The 23,208-nt window shown below is 69.7% G+C and carries 21 protein-coding genes and 1 pseudogene; 15 read left to right on the top strand and 7 right to left on the bottom strand.

What is annotated here, in order from left to right; translation table 11 throughout:
• The first annotated feature begins 21 nt into the window (after positions 1-21).
• The 11 genes from DJ81_RS01175 (at position 22) to DJ81_RS01125 (ending at position 11,990) form a co-directional block, all read left to right on the top strand.
• The gene (locus DJ81_RS01175; RefSeq protein ID WP_094526825.1) at positions 22-660 is read left to right on the top strand and encodes a hypothetical protein; all 639 of its coding nucleotides are present in this window, start codon (positions 22-24) and stop codon (positions 658-660) included.
• Complete coding sequence (locus tag DJ81_RS01170) at positions 660-1,409, top strand: ubiquinol-cytochrome c reductase iron-sulfur subunit (protein ID WP_094525535.1); 750 nt, start codon at positions 660-662, stop codon at positions 1,407-1,409. Before DJ81_RS01175 ends, DJ81_RS01170 begins: the two co-directional genes overlap by 1 nt.
• Positions 1,409-2,914 carry a cytochrome bc complex cytochrome b subunit gene (locus DJ81_RS01165; protein WP_094588044.1) on the top strand — a complete coding sequence of 502 codons (1,506 nt, stop codon included), beginning with the start codon at positions 1,409-1,411 and terminating at the stop codon, positions 2,912-2,914. Before DJ81_RS01170 ends, DJ81_RS01165 begins: the two co-directional genes overlap by 1 nt.
• Positions 2,907-3,104, top strand: coding sequence for a hypothetical protein (locus tag DJ81_RS01160; protein WP_094525538.1), 198 nt, complete (start codon positions 2,907-2,909; stop codon positions 3,102-3,104). Before DJ81_RS01165 ends, DJ81_RS01160 begins: the two co-directional genes overlap by 8 nt.
• A complete protein-coding gene (locus DJ81_RS01155; RefSeq protein ID WP_094588042.1) occupies positions 3,101-6,091 on the top strand; it encodes a molybdopterin-dependent oxidoreductase in 2,991 nt (996 codons plus the stop codon). The genes DJ81_RS01160 and DJ81_RS01155 overlap by 4 nt, the downstream gene beginning before the upstream one ends.
• Entirely contained in the window at positions 6,091-7,191 is a 1,101-nt protein-coding gene (locus DJ81_RS01150) for a 4Fe-4S dicluster domain-containing protein (protein ID WP_094525542.1), read from the top strand. The genes DJ81_RS01155 and DJ81_RS01150 overlap by 1 nt, the downstream gene beginning before the upstream one ends.
• Positions 7,181-8,032: an ethylbenzene dehydrogenase-related protein gene (locus tag DJ81_RS01145; protein ID WP_094588040.1), complete on the top strand. Its 852-nt coding sequence runs from the start codon at positions 7,181-7,183 to the stop codon at positions 8,030-8,032. The genes DJ81_RS01150 and DJ81_RS01145 overlap by 11 nt, the downstream gene beginning before the upstream one ends.
• A complete protein-coding gene (locus DJ81_RS01140) occupies positions 8,029-8,838 on the top strand; it encodes a molecular chaperone TorD family protein (protein WP_094588038.1) in 810 nt (269 codons plus the stop codon). Before DJ81_RS01145 ends, DJ81_RS01140 begins: the two co-directional genes overlap by 4 nt.
• Positions 8,835-9,758 (top strand): phosphate ABC transporter permease, encoded by a 924-nt coding sequence (locus DJ81_RS01135; RefSeq protein ID WP_094526832.1) that lies wholly within the window; start codon positions 8,835-8,837, stop codon positions 9,756-9,758. Before DJ81_RS01140 ends, DJ81_RS01135 begins: the two co-directional genes overlap by 4 nt.
• Complete coding sequence (locus tag DJ81_RS01130) at positions 9,755-10,591, top strand: HEAT repeat domain-containing protein (RefSeq protein WP_094588036.1); 837 nt, start codon at positions 9,755-9,757, stop codon at positions 10,589-10,591. Before DJ81_RS01135 ends, DJ81_RS01130 begins: the two co-directional genes overlap by 4 nt.
• A gap of 70 nt (positions 10,592-10,661) precedes the next feature.
• Complete coding sequence (locus DJ81_RS01125) at positions 10,662-11,990, top strand: P-loop NTPase (RefSeq protein WP_094588034.1); 1,329 nt, start codon at positions 10,662-10,664, stop codon at positions 11,988-11,990.
• A 567-nt stretch (positions 11,991-12,557) separates the two neighbouring features.
• On the opposite strand, the gene DJ81_RS01120 is transcribed toward DJ81_RS01125, so the two are convergent.
• The 5 genes from DJ81_RS01120 to DJ81_RS01100 all read right to left on the bottom strand — a co-directional run bounded on the left by DJ81_RS01120 (position 12,558) and on the right by DJ81_RS01100 (position 17,482).
• A complete protein-coding gene (locus DJ81_RS01120) occupies positions 12,558-13,160 on the bottom strand; it encodes a CDP-alcohol phosphatidyltransferase family protein (protein ID WP_094525554.1) in 603 nt (200 codons plus the stop codon).
• Between the two features lie 26 nt (positions 13,161-13,186).
• On the bottom strand, positions 13,187-13,795 hold the full coding sequence (locus DJ81_RS01115) for an adenylate kinase family protein (RefSeq protein WP_094588032.1): 609 nt from the start codon (positions 13,793-13,795) through the stop codon (positions 13,187-13,189).
• Positions 13,792-14,886 (bottom strand): histidinol-phosphate transaminase, encoded by a 1,095-nt coding sequence (hisC, locus tag DJ81_RS01110; protein WP_094525558.1) that lies wholly within the window; start codon positions 14,884-14,886, stop codon positions 13,792-13,794. The genes DJ81_RS01115 and hisC overlap by 4 nt, the downstream gene beginning before the upstream one ends.
• 61 nt (positions 14,887-14,947) lie before the next feature.
• Entirely contained in the window at positions 14,948-16,342 is a 1,395-nt protein-coding gene (gene hflX, locus DJ81_RS01105) for a GTPase HflX (RefSeq protein WP_094588030.1), read from the bottom strand.
• Positions 16,343-16,738: 396 nt separating this feature from the next.
• Complete coding sequence (locus DJ81_RS01100; RefSeq protein WP_094526837.1) at positions 16,739-17,482, bottom strand: fumarylacetoacetate hydrolase family protein; 744 nt, start codon at positions 17,480-17,482, stop codon at positions 16,739-16,741.
• Between the two features lie 94 nt (positions 17,483-17,576).
• Here DJ81_RS01100 and DJ81_RS01095 point away from each other — a divergent pair, with 94 nt between their 5' ends.
• Positions 17,577-18,404 (top strand): enoyl-CoA hydratase/isomerase family protein, encoded by an 828-nt coding sequence (locus DJ81_RS01095; protein ID WP_094526838.1) that lies wholly within the window; start codon positions 17,577-17,579, stop codon positions 18,402-18,404.
• 74 nt (positions 18,405-18,478) lie between these two features.
• On the opposite strand, the gene DJ81_RS01090 is transcribed toward DJ81_RS01095, so the two are convergent.
• Both DJ81_RS01090 and DJ81_RS01085 read right to left on the bottom strand, forming a co-directional pair.
• Complete coding sequence (locus DJ81_RS01090; protein WP_094525566.1) at positions 18,479-19,618, bottom strand: acyl-CoA dehydrogenase family protein; 1,140 nt, start codon at positions 19,616-19,618, stop codon at positions 18,479-18,481.
• A gap of 70 nt (positions 19,619-19,688) precedes the next feature.
• Positions 19,689-20,762 carry a zinc ribbon domain-containing protein gene (locus DJ81_RS01085; protein ID WP_094526839.1) on the bottom strand — a complete coding sequence of 358 codons (1,074 nt, stop codon included), beginning with the start codon at positions 20,760-20,762 and terminating at the stop codon, positions 19,689-19,691.
• Positions 20,763-20,937: 175 nt separating this feature from the next.
• Between DJ81_RS01085 and DJ81_RS01080 the strand changes: the two genes are divergently transcribed.
• The 3 genes and pseudogenes from DJ81_RS01080 to DJ81_RS01070 all read left to right on the top strand — a co-directional run.
• Positions 20,938-21,660 carry a metal-dependent hydrolase gene (locus tag DJ81_RS01080; RefSeq protein ID WP_094525568.1) on the top strand — a complete coding sequence of 241 codons (723 nt, stop codon included), beginning with the start codon at positions 20,938-20,940 and terminating at the stop codon, positions 21,658-21,660.
• Between the two features lie 312 nt (positions 21,661-21,972).
• Positions 21,973-22,770: pseudogene (locus DJ81_RS01075) on the top strand (MFS transporter); the annotation flags it as partial.
• 130 nt (positions 22,771-22,900) lie between these two features.
• On the top strand, positions 22,901-23,208 hold a 308-nt coding region (locus tag DJ81_RS01070; protein WP_094588066.1), incomplete at its 3' end, for a transposase.

Raw genomic sequence — 23,208 nt, 5'->3', positions numbered from 1 at the left:
CACGACACACGATACAACACAATGGACCGACGAACGATTGCCATCCTCCTCATCGTGCTCGCCGTGCTGCTGCCGACGTGGTACGTCGGGCTCCACGGCGAGCCGCCGTCAGAGGAGGTTCGGATCGACCAGAGCGTGAGCGAGATGCAACCGCTGGAGGGGTTCGTAGACACGCCGAACAAGCTCTCGCCGAGTCAGGTTGGCGTGATCGTCTGGGTCGCGCTGCTGGGCCTCTTGGGAGCCATGGCCTTTTTTCACCGCTTCATGAACCGGGCCGCGCGGCCCGACGCGAGCGGTGGGGGCCCGGGCGATGCGGCCGACACAACCGAGGCAGCGGCCACAGACGGCGGCGGACTCGACGCACCGCCGCCGGAGGGAGTGAATCGAGCGACGTTCCCCTGGCTCGAGACCGAGGACCGGTGGGTCGTCGAGTACCACGACGCGAGCGACGCCATCGAGGGGCTCGTCGCGATGGGCGGGCTCACCGCCCTCGCCATAGTGTTCTCTGCGCTGCTCACCGCCGAGTACCTCACGCTCGCCCGGACCCAGTACTTCGGGATCTACGCCTTCGGGCTGTTCATGTCGCTGCTGGGCTCGACGGTGTCGTACTACGCGTGGTTCATGCCTCACGTCGAAGTCGCCGAACGGAGGGACCACTGATGGAAGACGACGTAACCGACCCACGACCGACGGGAGACGGAACCGACGCCCCGCCGAACGCCGCGTCGCACGGAGACGAGGGCCCTGGCGGGCGGACCGACGCCGGCGACGGCGAGCTGTGCGACGCGTGCCCGGATAACGACGACGGGCCCGCGGTCAATCCGAGCATCTACCGGCCGTATTGGCGGGACGCGCGCGCCGAACTCAAGCGCCGTGACTACGCGAAGGTCCTCGCGACCGTCGGGGGGATCACCGCGGTCGGGAGTCTCGCAGCCCCCGTCGCCGGGCTCACTCGGGTGTTCGACACGAAGTATCGGGGACCGGTGTACGAAGACGGGATCCCCCTCGTCGACGACGTCGGCGAACGGATCACGGAGGACCGCATCGCTCCGGGCGAACAGCTCACGGTGTTCCCCGAGCCGCGTCCGGGGATCGAAGACGCCCCGACGCTGCTCGTGCGCTTCGAGGAGTCGGCGTACAGCGACGACGTGCGCGACGAGTACACCGTCGGCGGGTACGCCGCGTTCTCGAAGGTGTGTACTCACGCGGGCTGTATGGTCGCCGACCGCGACGGCGACGTGCTCGTCTGCCCGTGTCACTCCGGGCGGTTCGACCCGGTAACCGGCGGAGAAGTCGTCGGTGGGCCGGCGCCGCGGTCGCTGCCGCAGCTCCCGATCACGCTCTCGGGCGACGGCTACCTCGTCGCGACGGGCGACTTCCGGGGACCGGTCGGCCCGGGGGGTGAGTGATGTCCCGGATCGACGCCGCGACCGACCGGGCCGAGTCCGCCTACGACTGGGTCGACTCGCGGCTGGACCTGGAGGGCGAGAGCGACTTCCTCGGGAAGGCGTTCCCCGCGGAGGACTCCTTCCTGCTCGGCGAGGTCGCGCTGTTTTGTTTCGGCATCCTCGTCTCGACCGGGACGTTCCTCGCGTTCTTTTACGAGCCGAGCACGGCCGCCGTCGAGTACGGCGGCAGCGTCGCGCAGTACCAAGGCCAAGAGGTGCCGGCGGCGTTCAAGAGCGTCCTCAACATCACCTACGACGTGCCGTTCGGGATGTTCCTGCGGCGCATGCACCACTGGGCGGCGCACCTGTTCGTCGCCGCGATCGCCTTGCACATGCTCCGCGTGTTCTTCACCGGGGCGTATCGCAACCCGCGCGAGCCGAACTGGCTCGTCGGGACCGGCCTCGCCGGGCTGGCGATGTTCGCCGCGTACACCGGGTACTCGCTCCCGTACGACGAGTTCGCGAGCACGGCGGTCGGCATCGGCTACAACGTCGCCGCCTCTGTCCCGATCGTGGGCGACCCGCTCGCGAGCATCGTGTTCGGCGGGCAATTCCCGACGAGCGCGACGATCCCGCGCCTGTTCTTCCTCCACGTCTTCCTCATCCCGGCCGCGATCGCGGGACTCATCGCCGTACATATGGCCATCCTCGTCCGGCAGAAACACACCGAGGCGCGGCGCGACGGGGACGTCGCCGCCGCGGGGACCGGCGCGGACGTGAGCGGGGGCGCCGCGGGAGCGGGCGGCGACGCTCCGAGCGCGAGCGGGGGCGCCGAAGCGCCGGACGGCGGCGCGCGCCTGATCGACCGCGACGACGACAGCGTCGTTATCGGGCTCCCCGCGTTCCCGAACCAAGCCGCCGTGAGCGCGGTCGTGTTCTTCCTCACGATGGCCGTGCTCTCGCTACTCGCGGGGCTGCTTCCCGTTCACAACATCGCCGAGTACGGCCCGAACGACCCGGCGTCGACGCCGTCGCTCGTCATGCCGGACTGGTTCCTGATGTGGGGGTACGGATTCTTAAAGCTCACTCCCTCGTGGCTGAGCTTCGACGTGCTCGGGATCCACATCAGCTCGGAGTTCGTGGGCGGTCTGCTCTTGCCCAGCCTGGTGTTCGTCGCCGTGGCGGTCTGGCCGTTCATCGACCGCGCAGAGAAGCCGGAACACTTCACCCGGAACTACCTCGACCGCCCGTTCCCGACCGCGGTCGGCATCCTCGGGGTCACGCTCGTCATGGTGGCCTCTATCGCCGGGATGGACGTGATCCTCGCCGAGATACTCGGTACGTCGACGGCGGTGCTCCGACCGTACCTGACCGCGACGCTCGTTCTCGTCCCGGCCGCGGCCGGCACCCTCACCTACGCGATTCTCGGCGGCTTCGCGGACGATTCGGGAGAGGGCGGCGCGGAGCCGACGATGTCGGAAGACGACGGAACCGCGTCGGCCACGGAGGGATCGAGCGATGACTGAGTCGAGCGCGTTCCGGCTGGCCGAGCTGTCGCCCCGCCGGTACCGCTGGGCGGATCGAGCGACGAAACTGGCCGGCGTGGGACTGATAGCCGCCGGGCTGGACGCGGGCGGCGGTACCCCCGAGGGCGTCGCGTTCGCGGCGCTCGGCGTCGCGCTCGGCCTCGCAACCGTTCTCATAGAGAAACAATGACAGACAAGACAGACACACCGAGCGAATCGACACGCGACGGCAGCGGCGCCGCGCGCCGCGACTTCCTGAAAGGGGTCGGGGCAGCGGCCGCCGTCGGCGCCACCGGGCTGGGATCCGCGCAGGACCTCACGGAAATGACCGCGCTGGACGTCGTCGACGACCCGATCGGGAGCTACCCGTACCGAGACTGGGAGGACCTCTACCGCGAGGAGTGGGACTGGGACGACAAGGCCCGCTCGACGCACAGCGTCAACTGCACGGGCAGCTGCTCGTGGCAGGTGTACACGCGGAACGGGCAGGTATGGCGCGAGGAGCAGGCCGGTGACTACCCGCGCTTCGACGAGTCGCTTCCCGACCCCAACCCGCGGGGCTGTCAGAAGGGGGCGTGTTTCACCGACTACGTGAACGCGGACCAGCGCGTCACACACCCGCTCCGCCGGACCGGCGAGCGCGGGGAGGGGAAGTGGGAGCGGATCTCTTGGGACGAGGCGCTCACCGAGATCGCCGAGGAGGTCATCGACACCGTGGAAGACGAGGAGTACGACGCGATCAGCGGTTTTACTCCGATTCCGGCGATGAGCCCGGTGTCGTTCGCCTCGGGGAGCCGCCTCGTCAACCTGCTCGGCGGCGTCAGTCACTCCTTTTATGACTGGTACTCCGACCTTCCGCCCGGACAGCCGATCACGTGGGGAACCCAGACCGACAACGCCGAGAGCGCGGACTGGTACAACGCCGACTACATCATCGCGTGGGGATCGAACATCAACGTCACGCGGATCCCCGACGCGAAGTACTTCCTCGAAGCTGGGTACGACGGCGCCAAGCGCGTCGGGATCTTCACCGACTACAGCCAGACGGCCATCCACTGCGACGAGTGGATCGGGCCGGAGCCCGGGAGCGACACCGCACTCGCGCTCGGGATGGCGCGCACCATCGTCGACGAGGGGCTGTACGACGAGGAGCACTTGAAAGAGCAGACGGACATGCCGCTGCTCGTCCGTGAGGACACCGGGAAGTTCCTCCGCGCGAGCGAGGTGTCCGGGCTCGACGTCGACGCCGACCGGCCGGAGAAGGTGTTCGTCATGCAGGACGCCGACGGCACCCTCCGCACCGCGCCCGGATCGCTGGGCGAGCGCGACGGCCAGAACGACCACTCCGTGAGCATCGAGCTCGACTTCGACCCCGAACTCGCCGTCGAGCGCACGGTCGACACGACCGACGGCGACGTCGAGACGCGCTCCGTGTGGTTGAACCTCCGCGACGAGCTGTCGGAGTACACCCCCGAGCAGGTCAACGAGATCACCGGCGTCGGCGAGCAGACCCACCAGAAGATCGCCCGCGAGTTCGCCGACGTCGATCGCGCGAAGATCATCCACGGCAAGGGGGTCAACGACTGGTACCACAACGATCTCGGAAACCGCGCGATCCAGCTGCTCGTCACGCTCACGGGGAACCTCGGCCGACAGGGGACCGGCCTCGACCACTACGTCGGTCAGGAGAAGATCTGGACGTTCAACGGCTGGAAGAACCTCTCGTTCCCGACCGGGAGCGTCCGGGGCGTCCCGACGACGCTGTGGACGTACTACCACGCCGGAATCTTAGAGAACACCGACCCGGACACGGCGGCGAAGATCCGGGAGTCGATCGACAAAGGGTGGATGCCGCTGTACCCGAGCGAGCGCGACGACGGCAGCCGCCCCGACCCCAGACTCATGTTCGTCTGGCGCGGGAACTACTTCAATCAGGCCAAGGGGAACATCGCGCTCGAAGAGGAGCTGTGGCCGAAGCTCGATCTGGTCGTCGACATCAACTTCCGGATGGACTCGACGGCGCTCAACAGCGACATCGTCCTGCCGACGGCGAGCCACTACGAGAAACACGACCTGTCGGTGACGGACATGCACACCTACGTGCACCCGTTCACGCCGGCGGTCGAGCCACTGGGGGAGTCGAAGACGGACTGGCAGATCTTCCGCGAGCTCGCCGCGAAGATCCAGGAGCTCGCCGAGGAGAGCGGCGTGGAACCGGTCGAGGACCGGAAGTTCGACCGACAGATCGACCTCCAGTCGATTCACGACGACTACGTCCGCGACTGGCTCACCGAGGAGCCCGGCGCCCTCGCGGAGGACAAGGCGGCCGCGGAGTTCATCCTCGAAAACTCCGAGGAGTCGAACCCGGAGGGCGCCGACGAGCAGCTCACGTTCGACGACATCGAAGAGCAGCCGCGGCGCCTCCTCGAAGCCGGCGACCACTGGTCGTCGGACATCGAGGAGGGCGAGGCGTACGCGCCGTGGAAAGACTACGTGCAGGACAAGAACCCGTGGCCGACGTTCACCGGACGGCAGCAGTACTACATCGACCACGACTGGTTCCTGGAGCTCGACGAGCAGCTCCCGACGCACAAGGAGGCACCGGTGTTACAGGAGAAGTCGGAGTACCCGCTCGGCTACAACACGCCCCACAGCCGCTGGGCGATCCACTCGACGTGGCGCGACGACAGCAAGATGCTCCGACTGCAGCGCGGCGAGCCGACCGTCTATCTCAACCCCGATGACGCCGAGGAACGGGGGATCGAGGACGGCGACACCGTGCGGGTGTACAACGACCTCGACTCCGTGGAGGTGCAGGCGAAGATCTACCCGAGCGGGGAGCCGGGAACGGTCCGGCACTTCTTCAGCTGGGAACGGTTCCAGTATCCCGACCGCAACAACTTCAACTCGCTCGTGCCGATGTACATGAAGCCGACGCAGCTCGTCCAGTACCCCGAAGACACGGGCGAGCACCTCCACTTCTTCCCGAACTACTGGGGACCGACCGGCGTGAACAGCGACGTTCGGATCGAAGTCGAGAAGGTTGAATCGGGGGCGGCGTCGATCGTTTCCGACTCGCTCGGGGCGTCGGAAGCGGGGTCAGCGTCGCTCCGTTCGGGGTCCGAGTCGCGCGGCGCGTTGGGTCGCATCTCGGACCTACTCGGAGGTGACGACTGATGAGTAAGACCACTGACGACACGGTTCACCAGACCGAAGACGGCGCCCGCCAGACCGAGGACGGCGACGTCCCGCTCGCGGAGGGCGTCGATCACCAGGTGGCGATGGTGATGGACCTGAACAAGTGCATCGGCTGCCAGACGTGTACGATCGCGTGTAAGACCAACTGGACCGAGTCCGGGGGACGCGAGTACATGTACTGGAACAACGTCGAGACGAAGCCCGGCGCCGGCTACCCGCGCGACTGGGAGGAGATGGGCGGCGGCTGGGACGAGGAGGGACAGTCCCGAACGCCCGGCGAACTCCCGGAGCAAGAGGACTACGGTCGCGCGTGGGACTTCAACCACGAGGCGATCATGTACGAGGGCAGCGACGAGCCGCTCCGCCCCATGGAGAACGCCGACTGGGGGCCGAACTGGGACGAGGACGAGGGCGCCGGCGAGTACCCGAACTCGTACTACTTTTACCTCCCTCGGATCTGCAACCACTGCACGCACCCCTCCTGCGTGGAGGCGTGCCCGCGATCCGCGATCTACAAGCGCGAGGAGGACGGCATCGTTCTGGTCGATCAGGACCGCTGTCGCGGTTACCGCTACTGCGTCGAGGGGTGTCCCTACAAGAAGGTGTTCTACAACGCGCAGACGAAGACCAGCGAGAAGTGCATCTTCTGTTACCCCCGGATCGAGGGGGAGGGGCCAGAGGGCGAGGTCCGGCCGCCGTCGTGCGCCGAGGACTGCCCGCCGCAGCTCCGGCACGTCGGCTTCCTCGACGACGAGGCCGGCCCGATACACAAGCTCGTCAACGAGTACGAGGTCGCCTTGCGGCTCCACCCCGAGTACCGGACGGAGCCGAACGTCTACTACATCCCGCCGTACGCGCCGCCACAAACCTCGGAGAGCGGCGAGACGGTGGACGCCGACCGTATCCCGCGCAACTACCTGGAAGAGTTGTTCGGCCCTGAGGTGGAGTCGGCGCTCAACACGATCACCCGTGAGCGGGAGAAGGTCGAGCGCGGCGAAGAGAGCGAACTCATGGAGATCCTCTCGACCGTGAACAACGACGACCAATACCGGCTGGAGGTGTTCGACGATGACGGCTGACGATGCGACGACTCTCGGCGGAATCGGGTCGCGGGAGCTCGCCGTTGCGGCGGCGCTCGCGCTCGCCGTCGTGGTCGCGACCGCGGCGTTCCCGATGATCGTCGACGCCCGTGCGGCCTACGAGATCCCGGTCGAGCAGCAGTCGAGTGCCGGCGACCTCGCGGATCCGACCGGCGACGCGTGGCAGTCGGTCGAGACCGTGGACGTGCCGATGAGCAGCTCCGGCGCGGCGGTGCCGGGCGGATCCGACGCCGCGGTCGACTCCGCCAGCGTCGCGGCCGCACGGACCGACGAGCGGCTCTACCTCCGGCTGTCGTGGAGCGACGCGTCCGCGAACACGTCGACCGACTCGCTGCGGGCGTTCGCCGATTCCACCGCGGTCCAGCTCCCCGTTTCGTCCGAGGAACGGCCGCCGATCGCGATGGGGTCGACCGACAACCGGGTGAACGTCTGGTACTGGAACGGGGCCGACGGGACGGAGTCGCTGCTCGCCGGCGGCGCCGGGAGCACGACGCAGATTCCGGAGTCGGCGGTGGAGACGAACGCGGCACACAGCGGCGACCGCTGGACCGTCGTGTTCAGCCGGCCGCTTGCGTCCGACCGCGCGAACGTGACCGATATCGCCCCGAACGAGGACGTGAACGCCGCGTTCGCGGTCTGGCAGGGAGCGAACGAGGAGCGCTCCGGCCAGAAGGCGGTCAGCGAGTGGTACTATCTCTCACTCGACCCGGACGATGGCGGGGCGCCGTACGAGACGGTGCTGTGGGCGTTAGCCGGCATCGCCGTCGTGTTCACCACGTTCGTGACCGTCGAGGGTATCCGCCGGACGAGGGGTGAGTGACCGTGTCGGGGTCGACGCCCGAACGCGACGGCTCGCGACTCGACACGGAGCTTCCGAGCGGCGCGGTCGACGAGGAGACCGCCGCCCGCGGGAACGTCTACGCGCTTGTGGCGGCGGCGTTCACCGAGCCGAGCCAAGGGCTTTACGAGCGGTTCGCGGACGGCTCGCTCGACGACGCCGTCGCGACGCTCGTCGAGCGGAGCGGCCTCGACGTCGACCCGCCGGACCTGACCGTCGAGGACGACCGCGAGACGCTCGCGGCCCGGTACAACGACCTGTTCGTGGTCGGCTACTCCGAAGTGATCGACGGGACCGACGGGACGGTCGAGAATCAGGGGCCGCCGGTGTCGCTGTACGAGTCGACGTACCGCTCGGAGGTGTCGTGGAACGACGTGAACCTCGACCTCGCTCGGGCGTACGAGCACTTCGGGTGCGAGATCGGCGGCGAGGAGCGCCGCCACCACGATCACGCCCGGCTGGAACTCGAATTCGCGGGGTACCTCTGTCGGCTGGCCGCCGCGGGCGACGCAACCGTCGGCGGCGACTCGACTGACGCCGCCGAACCGGCGAACCTCGACCGCGCGCGGCTTGACTTCCACGACAGGCACCTCTCCATCCTCGCGTCGGGGCTATGGTGCGCCCTCGACGAGGAGCCCGGGACGAGCGTCTACGGCCGCCTCAGCCGGTTCCTCGACGCGTTCGTCGCCGCGGATATCGACGATCTGGCGGTCCGGCTCGACGCCGGCGTCGGCGGGGAGCGCGAGCACGCGACCTCGGACGGTCCGAACGGGGGTGAGAGGCCGTGAGCTCGCCGACGGGAAGCGTGAGCGCCCGGGCGGCCTCTCCGGGGGCCCTCGGTCGCTTCGGCGGCCGCGTCGGGGCGATCGGCCTGCTCGTCGCCGTCGCCACCGGGGTCGCGACCGCGGTCCGCGTGCTGTACAACGCCCCGTTCGAGCCGGCCGCGCTTCCGCCCCGACTGGTCCCGGTCGTCGGGACGGTCGCGGCGCTCGCGGCAGGGGTTGCGCTCGCGGCGGTCGCGCTCTCGACGAGGCGGTCCGCGGTCCGCGTCGGGCTCCTGTTCGCCGGTGTGTTCGGCGTGCTCGCGACGATCTCGGGCTCGGCGACGGTCGCCGCGGCCGTCGCGATTCCGGGCGGCGCGGCGCTGGCGTTCGCCCGCGCGCTGGGAGTGCCGGCGACCTACTTCGAGCTCCGGCGCGGAGCCCTCGCGCTGGCGTTCGCGCTCGCCGTCGGGCTCTCGCTCGTCGCGACGGCCGGCATGGTCGGTTCCGCCTACCGCGTGGCCGGATCCGTCGCCTTCCTCGCGGGAGTGACCCTCCTCGCGGTGCGGGCCGAGCGCGACCGGGTCGCGCTCGGTGCCGGTGCGTTCGCGTTCGCGGGTGTCGTCGCCGCGAGCGCCGCCGCCCCGTTCGTCACCGGGAGCGCGCTGCTCGTCGGATTCGCCGTCGTCGGGATCCCGTCACTGCTCGTCGCGACCGCGGCGTTCGGCGGTGTCGCCGCCGCAGTCGCCGGGCTCCGCGACGGTGACGCGCGGCTCGCGATCGGTGCGGTCCTCCTGCTTGCCGCGGGCGTCCCGGCGACGCCGGGGGCCGCGACCGCCGTCTGTCTCGGCGCCGCGCTCGTGGCGCTCGATGCCGACGAGCCGTTCGGCGCGCAATCGGGGGGCGCGCCGGACTCGACGGATTCGAGGGAGGTGAGCGCCCGATGAGAGACCCCGACGAGGCGACGGACGGCCCCACCGACCCCCGGGTCCACCCCGAGGAGAGCCCGGGGTTCGGCGAGGAACCCGACGGGCTCGAAGACATCGAGGTGAGCCGCGACGTGACGATCGGCGACGCGACTCCCCGAGAGCTTCAGGCGACGGACACGGCGCCGCTCCGGGGGACCGACGTCGCCGAGAAGATCGCGGACCTCGTCGACGGCGACCCCGTCGAGCGCCGACGAGCCGCGCTGGCGCTCGGCGAGGGGCGGCCCACCGAGGCCGCAGTCGACGCGCTGATCGAGCACGGCCTCGCGGACGACGACGCCGACGTGCGCCAGTTCGCCGTCGAGGCGCTCGGCGAACTCGGCGGCGGGCGGGCCGGCGAGGCCGCGGTCGCGGCGTGTGACGACCCCGACCCGTGGGTCCGCGCCGAGGCGGTCGTCGCGCTCGACCGGATCGGCAGGAGCGAGTACGCGCCGACGATCGAGGCGGCGCTCGACGACGAGCACCACGCGGTCGTCAGGAACGCGATGGTCTCGCTGTTCAAGCTGCGCGGCGAGGCGCTGTGCCCCGTCCTGCTGGAGCTGTCGCACGCTGACAGCGAGCGCCTTCGGGAGTGGGCGGTCCACCTGCTCGCGGGCGTCGACGCCGAGCGCGCCGCGGCCCGCCTCGACGCGGTCGCGAACGACGAGACGCAGTCGACGGTCGTCCGGAGCACCGCCGTCCGCGCGCTCGACGCCGACCCGGGGAAGTTCCGGCGGCAGTTCAGCGGCGGCACCGAGAACGACAGCGCCGACCTGCCCGGCGAGAGCACGCTCAACCGCCGGCCGGACCTGTGAACCGTTCGGGTCCGGAGCCGCCGATCGCAGCCGCGCCGACACCCCACCGATCCAAACCACACCGACACCAATGACAGATCCCACCGTTGATACCCCCGACGAAGCCGACGGAACCGACGACACCGACGAACCGCTCGCTCAGGAATCGCCCGCCGACGCCGCGGAGGCCGCGCTCCGGAAGGTCCGAGACCCGGACGCCGGAGTCAGCGTGTTCGAGGCCGGAGTGATCGAGGACGTCGTGGTCGCCGACGGCACCGCGACGATCACCGCAGACCTGCGGGAGTTCCCGCGGGACGCCGCCGAGCGGGTGTCGGCCGCCATGGTGCAGGCGGTCTCTGACGCGCGGGGCGTCTCGAACGCGCGCGTCGAAGGGGCCGATCCGAAACCGGACCTCGACGGGCGGTCGTCTGGGATAGAGACCGCGGACCGGGTGATCGCGGTCGCGAGCACGAAGGGCGGCGTCGGGAAGACGACGGTCGCGACGACGCTGGCGTGCGCGCTCGCGGCGGGTAACAGCGATAGTCAGGACACCCCCTCTGTCGGACTCTTCGACGCCGACATCTACGGCCCGAACGTCCCCGAGGTGATCGGCGCGAGCGGCCCAGTCTACAGCGACGACGACGGCAACCCGGTCCCGGTCGACGCCGGCGGGCTGGAGGTCATGAGCATGGCGCTGCTCTCTGACGACGGCCCGCTCGCGTGGCGGGGCGCGATGGCCCACGACGCGCTCTCGGACCTGTTCGAGACGACCGCGTGGAGCGACCCGGACAGCGTCGTCGTCGACATGCCGCCGGGCACGGGAGACGTGACGCTGACGACCCTGCAGGAGGTCCCGGTCGACGGCGTCGTCCTCGTCACGACGCCGTTCCACGCCGCCGTCTCCGACACCGCCCGGGCGCTGGAGCTGTTCGAGGAGAACGACGTGCCCGTGCTCGGCGTCGTCTCGAACATGGGCGAGTTCGTCTGCGACGAGTGCGGAACGCCCCACGACCTGTTCGGCGGCGACGACCCGATCGAGGCGCTCGAGCTACCCGTCCTCGCGGAGCTCCCCTTCGACCCGGAGCTGCAGTCGACGCCGGCACCGAGCGCCGACGCGCTCCCCGAGTACGCGACAGAGCTCGCCGCTGCGATCGACGAGCGGTACGAGGCGGTGTGGTCGGTCGACCCGCCGGCGGACGCCGTCGACCTGCGCGGACTCGACCCGGAGACGCGCAAAGAGCGCGTCGAGAAGCGGTTCCGTGAGCTCGGCTCGGGCGAGGAGTGTTTCATCGTGAGCGACCGCGACCCGACGCCCGTCCGGGGGTTCCTGCTCGACCTGACCGACGCCGAGGAGCTCCCGAGCTTCCGCGTCAAGCGACAGAACCCGGAGACGTGGTTCGCGCGGGCGACGCGATCGTAATCGCCCGTCTCGTTTCTGTCGACCGTATCTCTCGTTTCTGTCGACCGTATCTCTCGTTTCTGTCGACCGTATCTCACGTTTCTGTCGGGCGTATCTCTCGTTTCTGTCGGGCGTATCGGTAAGTGAGGCGTTCTCCACCGATCCCGATCGGCACGGCCACGGCGGCGATCGCTTATAAGGAGTAGACGCGGTGGCGCGCGCCTCCGAGCGGCCGCCATCGGCGGCCGCTCAGAGCGCGTGCGAGGGAGGCGGCGGGCCGGCGCGGCTCCGCCCGCGCCGGGCCGTCCGCCGAGGCTGGGGGGGGCGTGAGGCTGCGGTGCTATGTGGGTGGGACTCAAAGGGGCAGGCGACGAGAGCGACGCAGGAGACGCAAGCACCGCAACGAGAGAGCGTCAGCGATCGAGTGAGGTGCGCAGCGAGCGTGCGTCGCTCTCGTCGCCTGGGGCTTTGGACGTGTTCACCGCAGAGTCGTCGACCAGGGATAAACAGCCGATGGCAACACCGCGGTCCGGAATATAAACAACTGCATCATCACGCCGAGATTCGCACTCAGCTCGTCGGCCCGGTTTATAAATCGCTCCAGGCGCCGAGGAACCGCTGGACCGCGGTCAGGTGCCCGACCGCGGCGAACAGCGCGAGCAGGAGGCCGACGACGTTGAGTCCGACGACGATCGGCGTCGAGTAGACGGCGGCGACGAGGCCGACGATACCCATCAGCGCGAGTCGGTCGGCCCGACCGAGGAGTCCGCCGTACTCGCGCCCGATGCCGACCGCCTGGATCTGGGTGCCCATGTACGAGGTCATCAGGACGCCGGTGACGGCGAGGAAGCCGAGGGCGTACGCCTCGACCCCGACCGTGAACCCCGCGATGATCGCGATGTCGGCGTAGCGGTCGAGGACGTGATCGAGGAGGTCGCCGCCGTCCGAGGAGACCTCCAAGTGGCGCGCGAGCGCGCCGTCGACGAGGTCGAGCCAGCCGTTGAGCAGGACGCAGACCGCGCCGACGGCGTAGAAGAGCGGTTCGCCGACCGCGAAGGCCCCCGCGGCCGCGACCGCGACGCCGAACGCGAGGGCGCTCACCTGGTCCGGCGAGAGCCCGAGCCGGGCGGCGGCGCGCACCCACGGGCCGAGCAGGCGGTCCGCCACCGAGCGGTACTGGTCGAGGGTCATCTACCGTCCCGACCGTCGCGGCGGGCTCATATATAATCGATGAAGTCGACGGTGCCGGCGCTCGGCTCGCGCTCGCCCTCGATCGCGGCGCGGATCTCGTCGGCCACGGCCGCGGGGTCGCGGTCGGTCGTGTCGATCTCGTAGACGTTCGCGACCCCGTGCTCCGCGACGGCCTCCGAGAGGATCACGTCGAGCGCCTCGCTCTCCGCGTTCTCGCGAGCCTTGCGAGCGAGAGCTCGAGACGGTTCATCCGGCTCGGCGTTCTCCTCGGCGGTCGCGTCCGACTCCCCGCGCTCACGGAGCCGAGTCTCGACCGTCTCCGGGCGACAGCGCAGGACGATCACGCGGTCGACGTCGAAGCGGTGGGCGAGGTGGGAGTCGAGCACGCCCGACCACTCCCCGAGGCGGTCGCGCACCGCGTCGAGGTCGGCGACGAGGGTGTCGCGCTCGACGTCGCGCTCGGTCCAGAGGTCGTCGTCGCCCTTGATGCGGTCGTTGAGGTGGATCACGTCGTACTCACCCTCCAAGAGGGCGGTCGCGGTCGACTTGCCGGTTCCGGGGGTGCCGGTGACGGCGACGCGGGCGGGGGCGCCGTCGGCGCCGGTGCCGGCGGCGTCTCGCTCGCTCCCGCTCACGCCCGAACACCGAGCCCGAGGTCGGCGAGCGTCTCGTTCAGTCGCTCGACCGCCTCGCGCGTCTCCTCGCGGGTGCCGGTCGAGATCCGGACGTGGTTCGGAAGGCCGAACGAGGTGCAGTCACGGATGATCACGCCGCGCTCTTGGGCCGCGTCGGCGACCCGCTCCGCGTCGCCGACCTCGGCGAGCACGAAGTTGCCGGCCGACTCGACCGTGGGCGCGTCGAGCTCGTCCGCGATGTGCTCGCGGGCCCACCGCGCCGACTCGATCGACTCCTCGACGTGGTCCTCGTCGTCGAGGGCGGCGAGCGCGGCCCGGCAGGCGAGCTCGTTCGCCGCGAACGGGGTGTTCACTCGGGCGTACGCCTCGCCCCACGCCTCGGGGACGACGCTGTAGCCGATCCGGAGCCCCGCGAGCCCGTACGCCTTCGAGAACGTCCGGAGCACCGCCACGTCGTCGCGCTCGTCGACCAGCGGGATCGCGCTGTCGACCGCGGCGAACTCGCCGTACGCCTCGTCGACGACGACGAGCGTCTCCTCGGCGGTCGCGTCCGCGATCGCCTCGACGTCGTCCAGGGGCAACGTCGACCCAGAGGGGTTGTGCGGGGAGGTGACGTAGACGATCCGCTCGCCGCCGTAAGCGCTCAGGACCGTCTCCGCGTCCTGCGCGAACCCGTCGGCCGCGTCGAGCGCGTACTCCGTCACCTCGCCGTGGTGGTACCGGGCCGACATCCCGTAGTAGGCGAAGCCGGGCGTCGGGACGAGGACGGCGTCGTCGGGCTCTAAGGCGGCCCGCGCGAGGTAGTCGATCGAGCCGTCGGCACCGGGCGAGACCCAGACCTGCTCGGTCGCCACGTCCCACTTCTCCGCGATCTTCGCGGTGAGGTCCGTGTGCGAGGACTTCGGGTACTGGTGGACGCGGTCGGCGTGCTCGCGGATCGCCTCGACCGCCGCCGGGCTCGGGCCGTGCGGGTTCTCGTTCGAGGAGAGCTTGATCAGGTCGTCGGGGTCGATCCCGCGTTCGCGGGCGACCTCCTCGACGCCTCGTCCCGGGACGTACGGCGAGTGGTCCGAGAGATCGCGTGGTTCCATGACCGTTCGTCCGGGACGGTCGGTCTTAAGGGTGGCCGAACGGATCCCGGATCGGACCCGCTCACCGGAGGTCCGCGGCCCGTCGCTCCGCCTCGGCGACGACCGACGGTCGACCCGCGAACGCGACCGTCACGCCGTCCGGAGCGTACGTCACGTCGCGGACCTCACCGCTGTCGTGCGCCCACGACAGCAGCGCCTGCGCCGCGCCCGAGTTCGGCAGTCGGAGGGTCGCCGCCTCCGTCGGCAGCGCCGAGCGGAGCGCCTCCCGGACCGCGTCGACCCCCGCTCCCGTGAGCGCGCTCGCCGGGACGGCCGGTTCGAGCGCCTCGGCGACGGCGTGGCCGTCAGCGTTCAGGTCCGCCGCGGCGTCCGCGATGACCTCGCGGCGGGCGCGGAGCTCGCGACCGTCGAGTAAGTCGACCTTGTTGAGCACCGGGACGATCGGACCGGCCGTCTCCTCGACGGCGGAGAGGGTCGTCCGGACGCGGTCGCCGACCGTCTCGGGATCGTCGGCGGCGTCGACGACGAGCAGGACCGCGTCGGCGTCGCGGACCGACTCGATCGTCGCCCGGAACGACCGGACGCTCCGATGCGGGAGCGCGTCGACGAACCCGACCGTGTCGGTGACGAGGGTCCGTCGGCCGCCGAGCGTCGCCCGACGGGTGGTCACGTCGAGCGTCTCGAAGGGGCGATCGGCGGCCGAGACGGAGTCGTCGACGTCGGCGTGAGTTCCCGGATCGTCGTGGGTTCCCGGACCGTCGACGTCGTCGGCGAGGCGTCGGAGCAGCGTCGATTTGCCGGCGTTGGTGTACCCGGCCAGCGCGACCGCGTCGAATCCCGCCCGCCGGCGCTGCTCTCGCCGCTCGCTCCGGGCCTCCGTCACCTCGCTGAGGGCGCGTCGAGCGTCGTCGATCCGACGCTCCACGTCGAGGACCCGTCGGTCGTCCTCGTTGTGGTACCGGAGGTCGGTCGCGTAGTCGCGCGCGATGAGCTCCCGGAGCCGCGGCTTCAGGTACTCGAGGCGGGCGAGCTCGACCTGTAGCTCGGCCGCGCGCGAGCCGGCCCCCTCGGCGAACAGGTCGAGAACCAGCCGCGTCCGGTCGATCGGTTCGACCCCGTCCGGGAGCAGGTCGGAGAGCGACGCCGTCTGCCCGGGCGAGAGTTCGCCGTCGTAGATCACGGCGTCGACGTCCTCGACCGACGCTCGGCGCATCAGCTCCTCCGCCTTGCCGCGGCCGAGTCCGTACGTCGGGTCCTCGCGGCGCCGCTGGGTGACCTCGCCGACGACCTCGTACCCCGCCGAGCGGGCGAGCCCGCGGATCTCGTCCGTCTCGGGGCGAACGTCGGCGTCGCGCGCGGCGATCAGCGCACGGCCGGCGTCGAGGCGGTGCGTCCGGCGTCGGTCGTTGTCGGTTCCGTCTCGCGTCTCGTCGTCGGATTTCTCGTCTCGTGACATCGGGTCGTCGGGCGCTCGCGTCGGCCCGGAGAGGGGTTCGACACCGCCGACCGCGGACTCGCGACGTCCGGCACGCGGCGGCGACGACGAACCGTGTTCTGGAGCGATACCCTGCGCGATCGAGAGGCGTCGAAGGTCGCCGGAGAGCGGACCGCCCCGGAACGGAGGGCGATTGTCTCCGAGACCGAGTCTCTCGGTCGCACTGGTCGGGCGCTGGCCGGGGCCTCCGAAGCGGGCGGAGACGGGTGCGCGGAGTCGTCGCGAGCCGCGGTCAGCGCGAGAACGAGATGGACTTCACGTATTGGTTACCGAACCGACGATACATAAGCGTTCACCGGAAACGAGGTGTGCGATCGGGGCCCAGGGAGCGCCGGACGGCGCGATCCCGTCCGCCGCTCAGGGGACGCGCACGTCGTGTTCGAGCGTCCCGACGCCCTCTATCTCCACCTCGACGGTGTCGCCGTCGGAGAGCGCGCCGACGCCCTCCGGCGTGCCCGTCGCGATGACGTCGCCGGCCTCCAGCGTGAGGTACGTCGTGATCTCTTCGATCAGGGTCGGCACGTCGAAGATGAGGTGCTCGCGGTCGCTCGACTGCTTCGTCTCGCCGTTCACTCGGAGCTCGACGCCGGCGTCCGCGGGGACCTCCTCGGGCGTCGCCATCACCGGACCGAGCGGCGCGGCGTTGTCGAACGCCTTCCCGCGCACCCAGTTCTGCTCGCGGTTCTGGTCGTCGCGGTTCGACACGTCGTTCATGCAGGTGAACCCCGCGACGACGTCCATCGCGTCGTCGGCGTCGACGGCCTTGCACTGCTCGCCGATCACGACCGCCAGCTCGGCCTCCCAGTCGATCCGGTCTTTCCCCTCGGGGACGGTGACCGTGTCGCCGTGGCTCGCCAGCGCGTTCGGCGGCTTGAGAAAGAGGAGCGGGCGATCCGGCACGTCGTTGCCGAGCTCGGCCGCGTGGTCGGCGTAGTTGCGCCCGATACAGACGATCTTCGTCGGGTCGGTCGGCGGGAGCACGTCGATCGCGGGGTCGTCGAGCGCGTACTCGTCGCCGCCGAAGGCGACGGCGTCGCTCTCGGGATCGTAGGTGCCTTCGCGGATCGATCCGGCCGGGTCGCGGAACCGTGCGCAGTGCATGTGCGGCGTGGGGCGACGCGGATAAAAAGCGTTCCCGGTCGACGCAAGGCGGCCGACCGCACACCTATTTGTGGAGGCCGGCCCGCCGTCCGGTATGGCCGACGTCACAGCCGACGGAGAAATCGACGCGGAAGCGCGCGACTACGACGACGTCCGGTACGCGGTGAGCGAGGGGGTCGCGACGGTCACCATCGACCGCCCGGACGTGTACAACGCCTTCACCCGGACCACGGTCCTCGAACTCAACGACGCGGTGCGGCGGGCCGAGCGCGACGACGGCGTGTACGCGACGGTCCTCACGGGCGCTGGCGACGGGTTCTGCGCCGGGGCGGACACGACGGAGATGCCCGACTGGGACGATCAGTACCCGGAGGAGTACGGGGCGTTCCTCTGGCTCATCCAGCAGCTCGTCTGGCGGCTCCGGACGGCCGCGACGCCCTCGGTCGCCGCGGTGAATGGCCCGGCGATCGGCGCCGGCTGCGACTTCGCGCTCGCCTGCGACCTGCGCACGATCGCCGACGACGCGGTCATGCGCGAGGGGTTCGTCAACGTCGGGCTCGTCCCCGGCGACGGCGGCGGGTGGCTCCTTCCCCGGCTGATCGGCGAGTCGAAGGCCCGCGAGTACCTGCTCACCGGCCGGGACATCACTCCAGAGGACGCCGTCGACATCGGGCTCGCTACGGAGCGGGCCGAGGACGCTCTCGCGGCCGCCACCGCGCTCGCCGAGGAGATCCGGGACAAGCCGAGGACCGCCGTCCGGCACACGAACCGGCTGATCGATCCACAACAGAGCTTCGACGAGTACTGTCGGAAGGCGGCCGAGTACCAGTGGGACTGCGTCATCGACCCCGAACACGAGGAGGCGGTCGCGGCGTTCAACGAGAAGCGCGAGCCCGATTACGGCCGGTCGTACGACGAGTAGCGAGGGCGGACGCAAGCGTCTGGGAGGTGACTCGCCGCGCTACCGCACGAAGACCGGCAGCGGGCCGACCGGCGCTACCGCGCCGAGACCGGCGGCACGCCGTCCTCCTTCAGCGCCCGAGCGATGGTGTTCAGCTGCATCTCGTCCGTGCCGGCCGCGATACGGCGGCTCCGCGCGAAGCGGTAGAGGTACTCCAGCGGGTGGCCCCGCTGGTAGGCGCGGGCGCCGACGATCTGGACCGCCTCGCTCGCGACCTGCTCGACCATCTGCGAGCAGTGGAGCTTCGCGGTCGATGTCTGGAGCCGCGGCGGGGCGGGGTCGTGGCCCTGCGCGCCGGCGGCCGACATATACACCAGCGACGCCGCGGTCTCGACGTTCCGGTACATCTCCGCGAGCCGCCACTCGATCCCCTGGAACTCGTCGAGCGGCTGATCGAACTGCTCGCGGTCGGTCGCGTACGCCAGCGCCTGCTCCAGCGCGGCCTCCGCCCACGCGACCGTGAGCACCGAACTGCCGAGCCGCTCCCAGTTGAGCGAGACCAGCTGCTGTTTGAACGCCTCCGTCCCCCGAGTCAGGACGTGCGTCTCGGGGATCACGACGTCGTCGATCGTGAAGTGCGTCTGCGCGTACCCGGCCATGTTCGTGTACACCTCCTCGATCTCGACGCCGGGGTCGTCGTAGGGAATCACGACCGACCCGAGCCCCTCGGGGAACCTGACCCAGGCGACCGCCGCGTCGCCGAAGGGGACGCCGCCGACCCAGGTCTTCTCGCCGTTACACACGAGCTTCCCGTCCTCCTCAGTCACCTCGGTCGACATCGACCCCACGTCCGAGCCGGCGTCGGGCTCCGAGATGGCGATGGAGACGAAGCTCTCGCCGGCGGTGACGGCGGGGAGGTACTCTTCCTTGACCGCGTCGGACCCGAAGAGGTCGATCGCCCGCGGTCCGACCATCCCCTGCATGTAGGTGAACCACCCCGTGTCGGGACACTCTCGCCCGACCGCCTGTGTGAGGAGCATCGCCGCCACGTCGGAGCGGCCCTGCCCGCCGTACTCCTCGGAGATGGACGGGCAGTAGAGGTCCGCCTCGGCGAGCCGCCGGAGGTTCTCCCACGGCACGTCGCCCCCCCAGGTGTAGGCGTCCTCGGCGAACTCCGCGGCGACCGCTTCGGCCTGCTCGGCGAACTCGCGCTGCGCGGCTGTTAGCGCCTGCATGGGCGTTGTTGTCGGGCAGACGCTGATAAGCGGTCTGGTCCGTCCCCCCTCGACCGGTACGCCGTCCGCGTCAACCGTCGCGGGCGCGGTCGGTCGCCGCCCCCGATCCGTCGCCATCGGCATCGTCAGTCGATCCGACGGTCTCCCAGTCGCCAGTCGATCCCCCGGCCTCGACGCGATCCGTCGGCTCGACGCTCTCGGCGCGGCCGTCCGCCGCTCCCTCCGACCCGCCGAACAGCTCCTCGCGGGCGCAGTCCTCGCAGTAGCGGTTTCGCTCGATCGCGTGCGTCCGGACCGGCACGCCAGCCGCGACCGTCTCGTCGCGGCGGCGGCGGACGACCCCGCGCTCGAAGGACTCGCCGCAGACGACGCACGGGGACTCTGTGCGCTCCGTCGCTCGGATCACCCGGTGGTCGACGGTCCGGATCCGACCGAACCGGGAGAGCCCGTGTCGCCGGCGCAGACGTCGCTCCGCGGGCGGCGTCAGCGCGAGGCCGACGAGCGCGAACGCGGCGCCGAACGCCGCGCCGGGGAGCGCTCCCTGTCTCGCTGAGACGACGGCGATCCCGAGCCCGATCAGCAGGAGGATGCCGCCCAAGAGGTACCCGGAGAGGGCCACGAGCGGGTCGTCGTTCCCGTCTGGCGCGGGGAGTTCGCCGTCCGGAATCGGGCCGTCGGAGACGCTAAGCCGCCGCGTTTCGGCCAGCTCGGAGTAGTGGTACCAGCCGTACAGCAGGTTCCCGACGCCGCCTGTCGTCAGGAGGAGGAGCACGTGGACGGGGATCGAGCCCACCCCCCTGTCGACGAGTACGACCCGATCGCCGCGGTCCTCGACGAGTTCCCAGCCGTCGTCGAGGTGGTCGCTCACCCGGGCGCGGAACGCGCGGCGCGCCTCGGTATCGACCGCATCGTCGGGTCGACGGGTCACGCGACCGCCTGCTCCGGGCCGCGCCGCCCCGCACTCGGCGCAGAACTCGTCGTCGGGCGCGAGCCGCTCGCCGCAGTCGGCGCAGTACGCGACGCCGCCGCCGGTCCGCACCTCGGCGCCGCAGCCGGGACAGAAGTTCGCGTCCGGCGGGAGGGTCCGGCCGCACTCGCGACACGCGTCGGTGGATGGGGGGCTCCCGGTCCGCTCGGAGGGCATGATCTACCGGTTGAGTCGGAGCGGTGTTAATTCCTCTCCCGACGCGTCACGGACCGACGGGACGAGGGCCCGGTCGAACGCGCGAGTCGCGACTCAGGAGTCCGACTCCCGTCCCCGAGAGCGGGTCCGCGGCGTCGACTTTTATTACTGTTCGCCGAGAGGATCCGGACGAACCATGGAACTCACCTGGCACGGCCACGCGACGTGGCACGTCGTCGTCGACGACACGGAGCTCCTGATCGATCCGTTCTTCGACAACCCGAAGACCGACGTCGATCCTGCGGAGCTCGATCCGGACTACCTACTCTTGACGCACGGCCACGGCGACCACGTCGCCGACGCCGCGGCGTTCCCCGACGCGACCGTGGTCGCCACGCCGGAGCTGACCGCGTACGTCCAGGAGGAGTTCGGTCTCGAACACTCGGTCGCGGCCGGCGGGATGAACATCGGCGGCACCGTCGAGTGCGGCGACGCGTGGGTGACGATGGTCCGCGCGGACCACTCGAACGGGATCGAGAACGACCCCGACTACTCCGCCGGGATGCCCGCCGGCTTCGTGGTCGGCGACAAGAAGCCGACCCAGGAGTCCGACCCCGACTGCACGACGTTCTACCACGCGGGCGACACGGGACTCATGTCCGAGATGGTCGACGTGATCGCGCCGTACCTCGAGCCCGACGCCGCCGCGCTTCCCGCGGGCGACCACTTCACGATGGGGCCCGCGGGCGCCGGCATCGCCGCCGACTGGGTGGGCGCCGACGTGGTGTTCCCGATGCATTACGACTCGTTCCCGCCGATCGAGATCGAGACGCGGGAGTTCGTCAACGAGGTGAAGGCCGCGGGTGCCGTCGCCGAGCCCGTCGTTCTCGACGGCGACGAGACGTACACGCTGGAGTAACGTCCGGCGACGGACGGATCCCCTGCCGGGCCGCCGCCGGTCACGAACCCGAATCTACGGCCGTATCCCTCTCTCGCACCGAGACCACCGAGTTAAGGCCACGTGCCCGCTGAACCGAGGCCGCCAGCCCGCGGAGCGTCTTCGGACCGACGCCGTGAGCCGATAAGATACTACTCAGTATAAAATAAATATTACTGGAGACGGCGTAGATTCCAGCAATCTCCGCCGACAGAAATTTATCTAATTTATTTAAATTAATAATAAATCAGAAGGCTTCTAAATAAAAGATGAAAACGGACGGGTTGATACGTCATGTCAACCGCTGATATCCGGGCCGTGATCCGCGGGGACGCCGGTCGCTTCGTGTACGTCGTCTCCGCGCTCGCGGCGCTCAACGGGCTCCTCTTCGGGTTCGACACCGGGATCATCTCGGGCGCGATCCTCTTTATCGACACCGCGTTCGAGCTGAGCGCGCTGGTGGAAGGGATCGTCGTGAGCGGGGCGATGGTCGGCGCGGCGGCGGGCGCGGCGATCGGGGGGCGCATCTCCGATCGCATCGGTCGCAAGCGGTTCATCCTCCTCTCGGCCGGCGTCTTCTTCGCCGGCTCGTTCCTCATGGCCGTCGCGCCGACGGTCCCCGTCCTCGTCGCCGGCCGGATGATCGACGGCGTCGCCATCGGCTTCGCCTCGATCGTCGGCCCGCTGTACATCTCGGAGATCGCGCCGCCGTCGGTCCGAGGCGGACTCACGTCGTTGAATCAGCTGATGGTGACGGTCGGAATCCTCTCGTCGTACTTCGTCAACTACGCGTTCTCGGGCGCCGGCGCGTGGCGCCTGATGCTCGGCGCGGGGATGGTCCCCGCAGTCGTGCTCGCCGTCGGGATGGTCCGGATGCCCGAGAGCCCGCGCTGGCTCTACGAGCGGGGACGGACCGAGGAGGCGCGGGCGGTGCTCCGACGAACGCGCGACGGCGACATCGAAGACGAGCTCGCGGAGATCGAGGCGACCGTCGAGGCGCAGTCGGGCAACGGGATCCGCGATCTCCTCAGCCCGTGGATGCGCCCCGCACTGATCGTCGGACTCGGGCTCGCCGTCTTCCAGCAGATTACGGAGAATCAAAGAGAAAGCCTCGCGCTTCAGCGCGGGGATGAATCCGACAAACGATGATACAAACCACCGACGATAGCGCGGCCTGATATTCCAGTAGATCCTTTATATAGCACACTTAATTACAATTGTAATGGTCACGGTGACTGTCACCACTAAGTTCCACAATCCATCCCTCTCACGGCGGAAAGAGTGGCAACACGCCACTCGACTCTACCGTGACACCAAGCAATTCTGTATCAACGGATGGGAGAACGGCGACTTCGGGAAGTCCGTGACCACGGCCAGTATCGACAACGACCTCTACTCGGCCATCCAGAACCAAGCCATCCGTGAGGCGAAATCCGATCATAATAAGGACGGGGAAGTTCGCTACCGAGAGAGTCAACCGTTCGCCATCAACAACCAGAACTGGGAACTCGACACGACCGAGAACGGCAC

The organism is Halorubrum sp. Hd13 (genome assembly GCF_002252755.1).
Lineage (GTDB): Archaea > Halobacteriota > Halobacteria > Halobacteriales > Haloferacaceae > Halorubrum.
This window is presented reverse-complemented; position numbering and strand designations above follow the sequence as displayed.

Bases quoted from the DNA above. Each gene is read 5' to 3' on its own strand.
- DJ81_RS01175 (WP_094526825.1), top strand. From the start codon at position 22: ATGGACCGACGAACGATTGCCATCCTCCTCATCGTGCTCGCCGTGCTG.
- DJ81_RS01170 (WP_094525535.1), top strand. From the start codon at position 660: ATGGAAGACGACGTAACCGACCCACGACCGACGGGAGACGGAACCGAC.
- DJ81_RS01165 (WP_094588044.1), top strand. From the start codon at position 1,409: ATGTCCCGGATCGACGCCGCGACCGACCGGGCCGAGTCCGCCTACGAC.
- DJ81_RS01160 (WP_094525538.1), top strand. From the start codon at position 2,907: ATGACTGAGTCGAGCGCGTTCCGGCTGGCCGAGCTGTCGCCCCGCCGG.
- DJ81_RS01155 (WP_094588042.1), top strand. From the start codon at position 3,101: ATGACAGACAAGACAGACACACCGAGCGAATCGACACGCGACGGCAGC.
- DJ81_RS01150 (WP_094525542.1), top strand. From the start codon at position 6,091: ATGAGTAAGACCACTGACGACACGGTTCACCAGACCGAAGACGGCGCC.
- DJ81_RS01145 (WP_094588040.1), top strand. From the start codon at position 7,181: ATGACGGCTGACGATGCGACGACTCTCGGCGGAATCGGGTCGCGGGAG.
- DJ81_RS01130 (WP_094588036.1), top strand. From the start codon at position 9,755: ATGAGAGACCCCGACGAGGCGACGGACGGCCCCACCGACCCCCGGGTC.
- DJ81_RS01125 (WP_094588034.1), top strand. From the start codon at position 10,662: ATGACAGATCCCACCGTTGATACCCCCGACGAAGCCGACGGAACCGAC.
- DJ81_RS01120 (WP_094525554.1), bottom strand. From the start codon at position 13,160: ATGACCCTCGACCAGTACCGCTCGGTGGCGGACCGCCTGCTCGGCCCG.
- hisC (WP_094525558.1), bottom strand. From the start codon at position 14,886: ATGGAACCACGCGATCTCTCGGACCACTCGCCGTACGTCCCGGGACGA.
- hflX (WP_094588030.1), bottom strand. From the start codon at position 16,342: ATGTCACGAGACGAGAAATCCGACGACGAGACGCGAGACGGAACCGAC.
- DJ81_RS01100 (WP_094526837.1), bottom strand. From the start codon at position 17,482: ATGCACTGCGCACGGTTCCGCGACCCGGCCGGATCGATCCGCGAAGGC.
- DJ81_RS01095 (WP_094526838.1), top strand. From the start codon at position 17,577: ATGGCCGACGTCACAGCCGACGGAGAAATCGACGCGGAAGCGCGCGAC.
- DJ81_RS01090 (WP_094525566.1), bottom strand. From the start codon at position 19,618: ATGCAGGCGCTAACAGCCGCGCAGCGCGAGTTCGCCGAGCAGGCCGAA.
- DJ81_RS01085 (WP_094526839.1), bottom strand. From the start codon at position 20,762: ATGCCCTCCGAGCGGACCGGGAGCCCCCCATCCACCGACGCGTGTCGC.
- DJ81_RS01080 (WP_094525568.1), top strand. From the start codon at position 20,938: ATGGAACTCACCTGGCACGGCCACGCGACGTGGCACGTCGTCGTCGAC.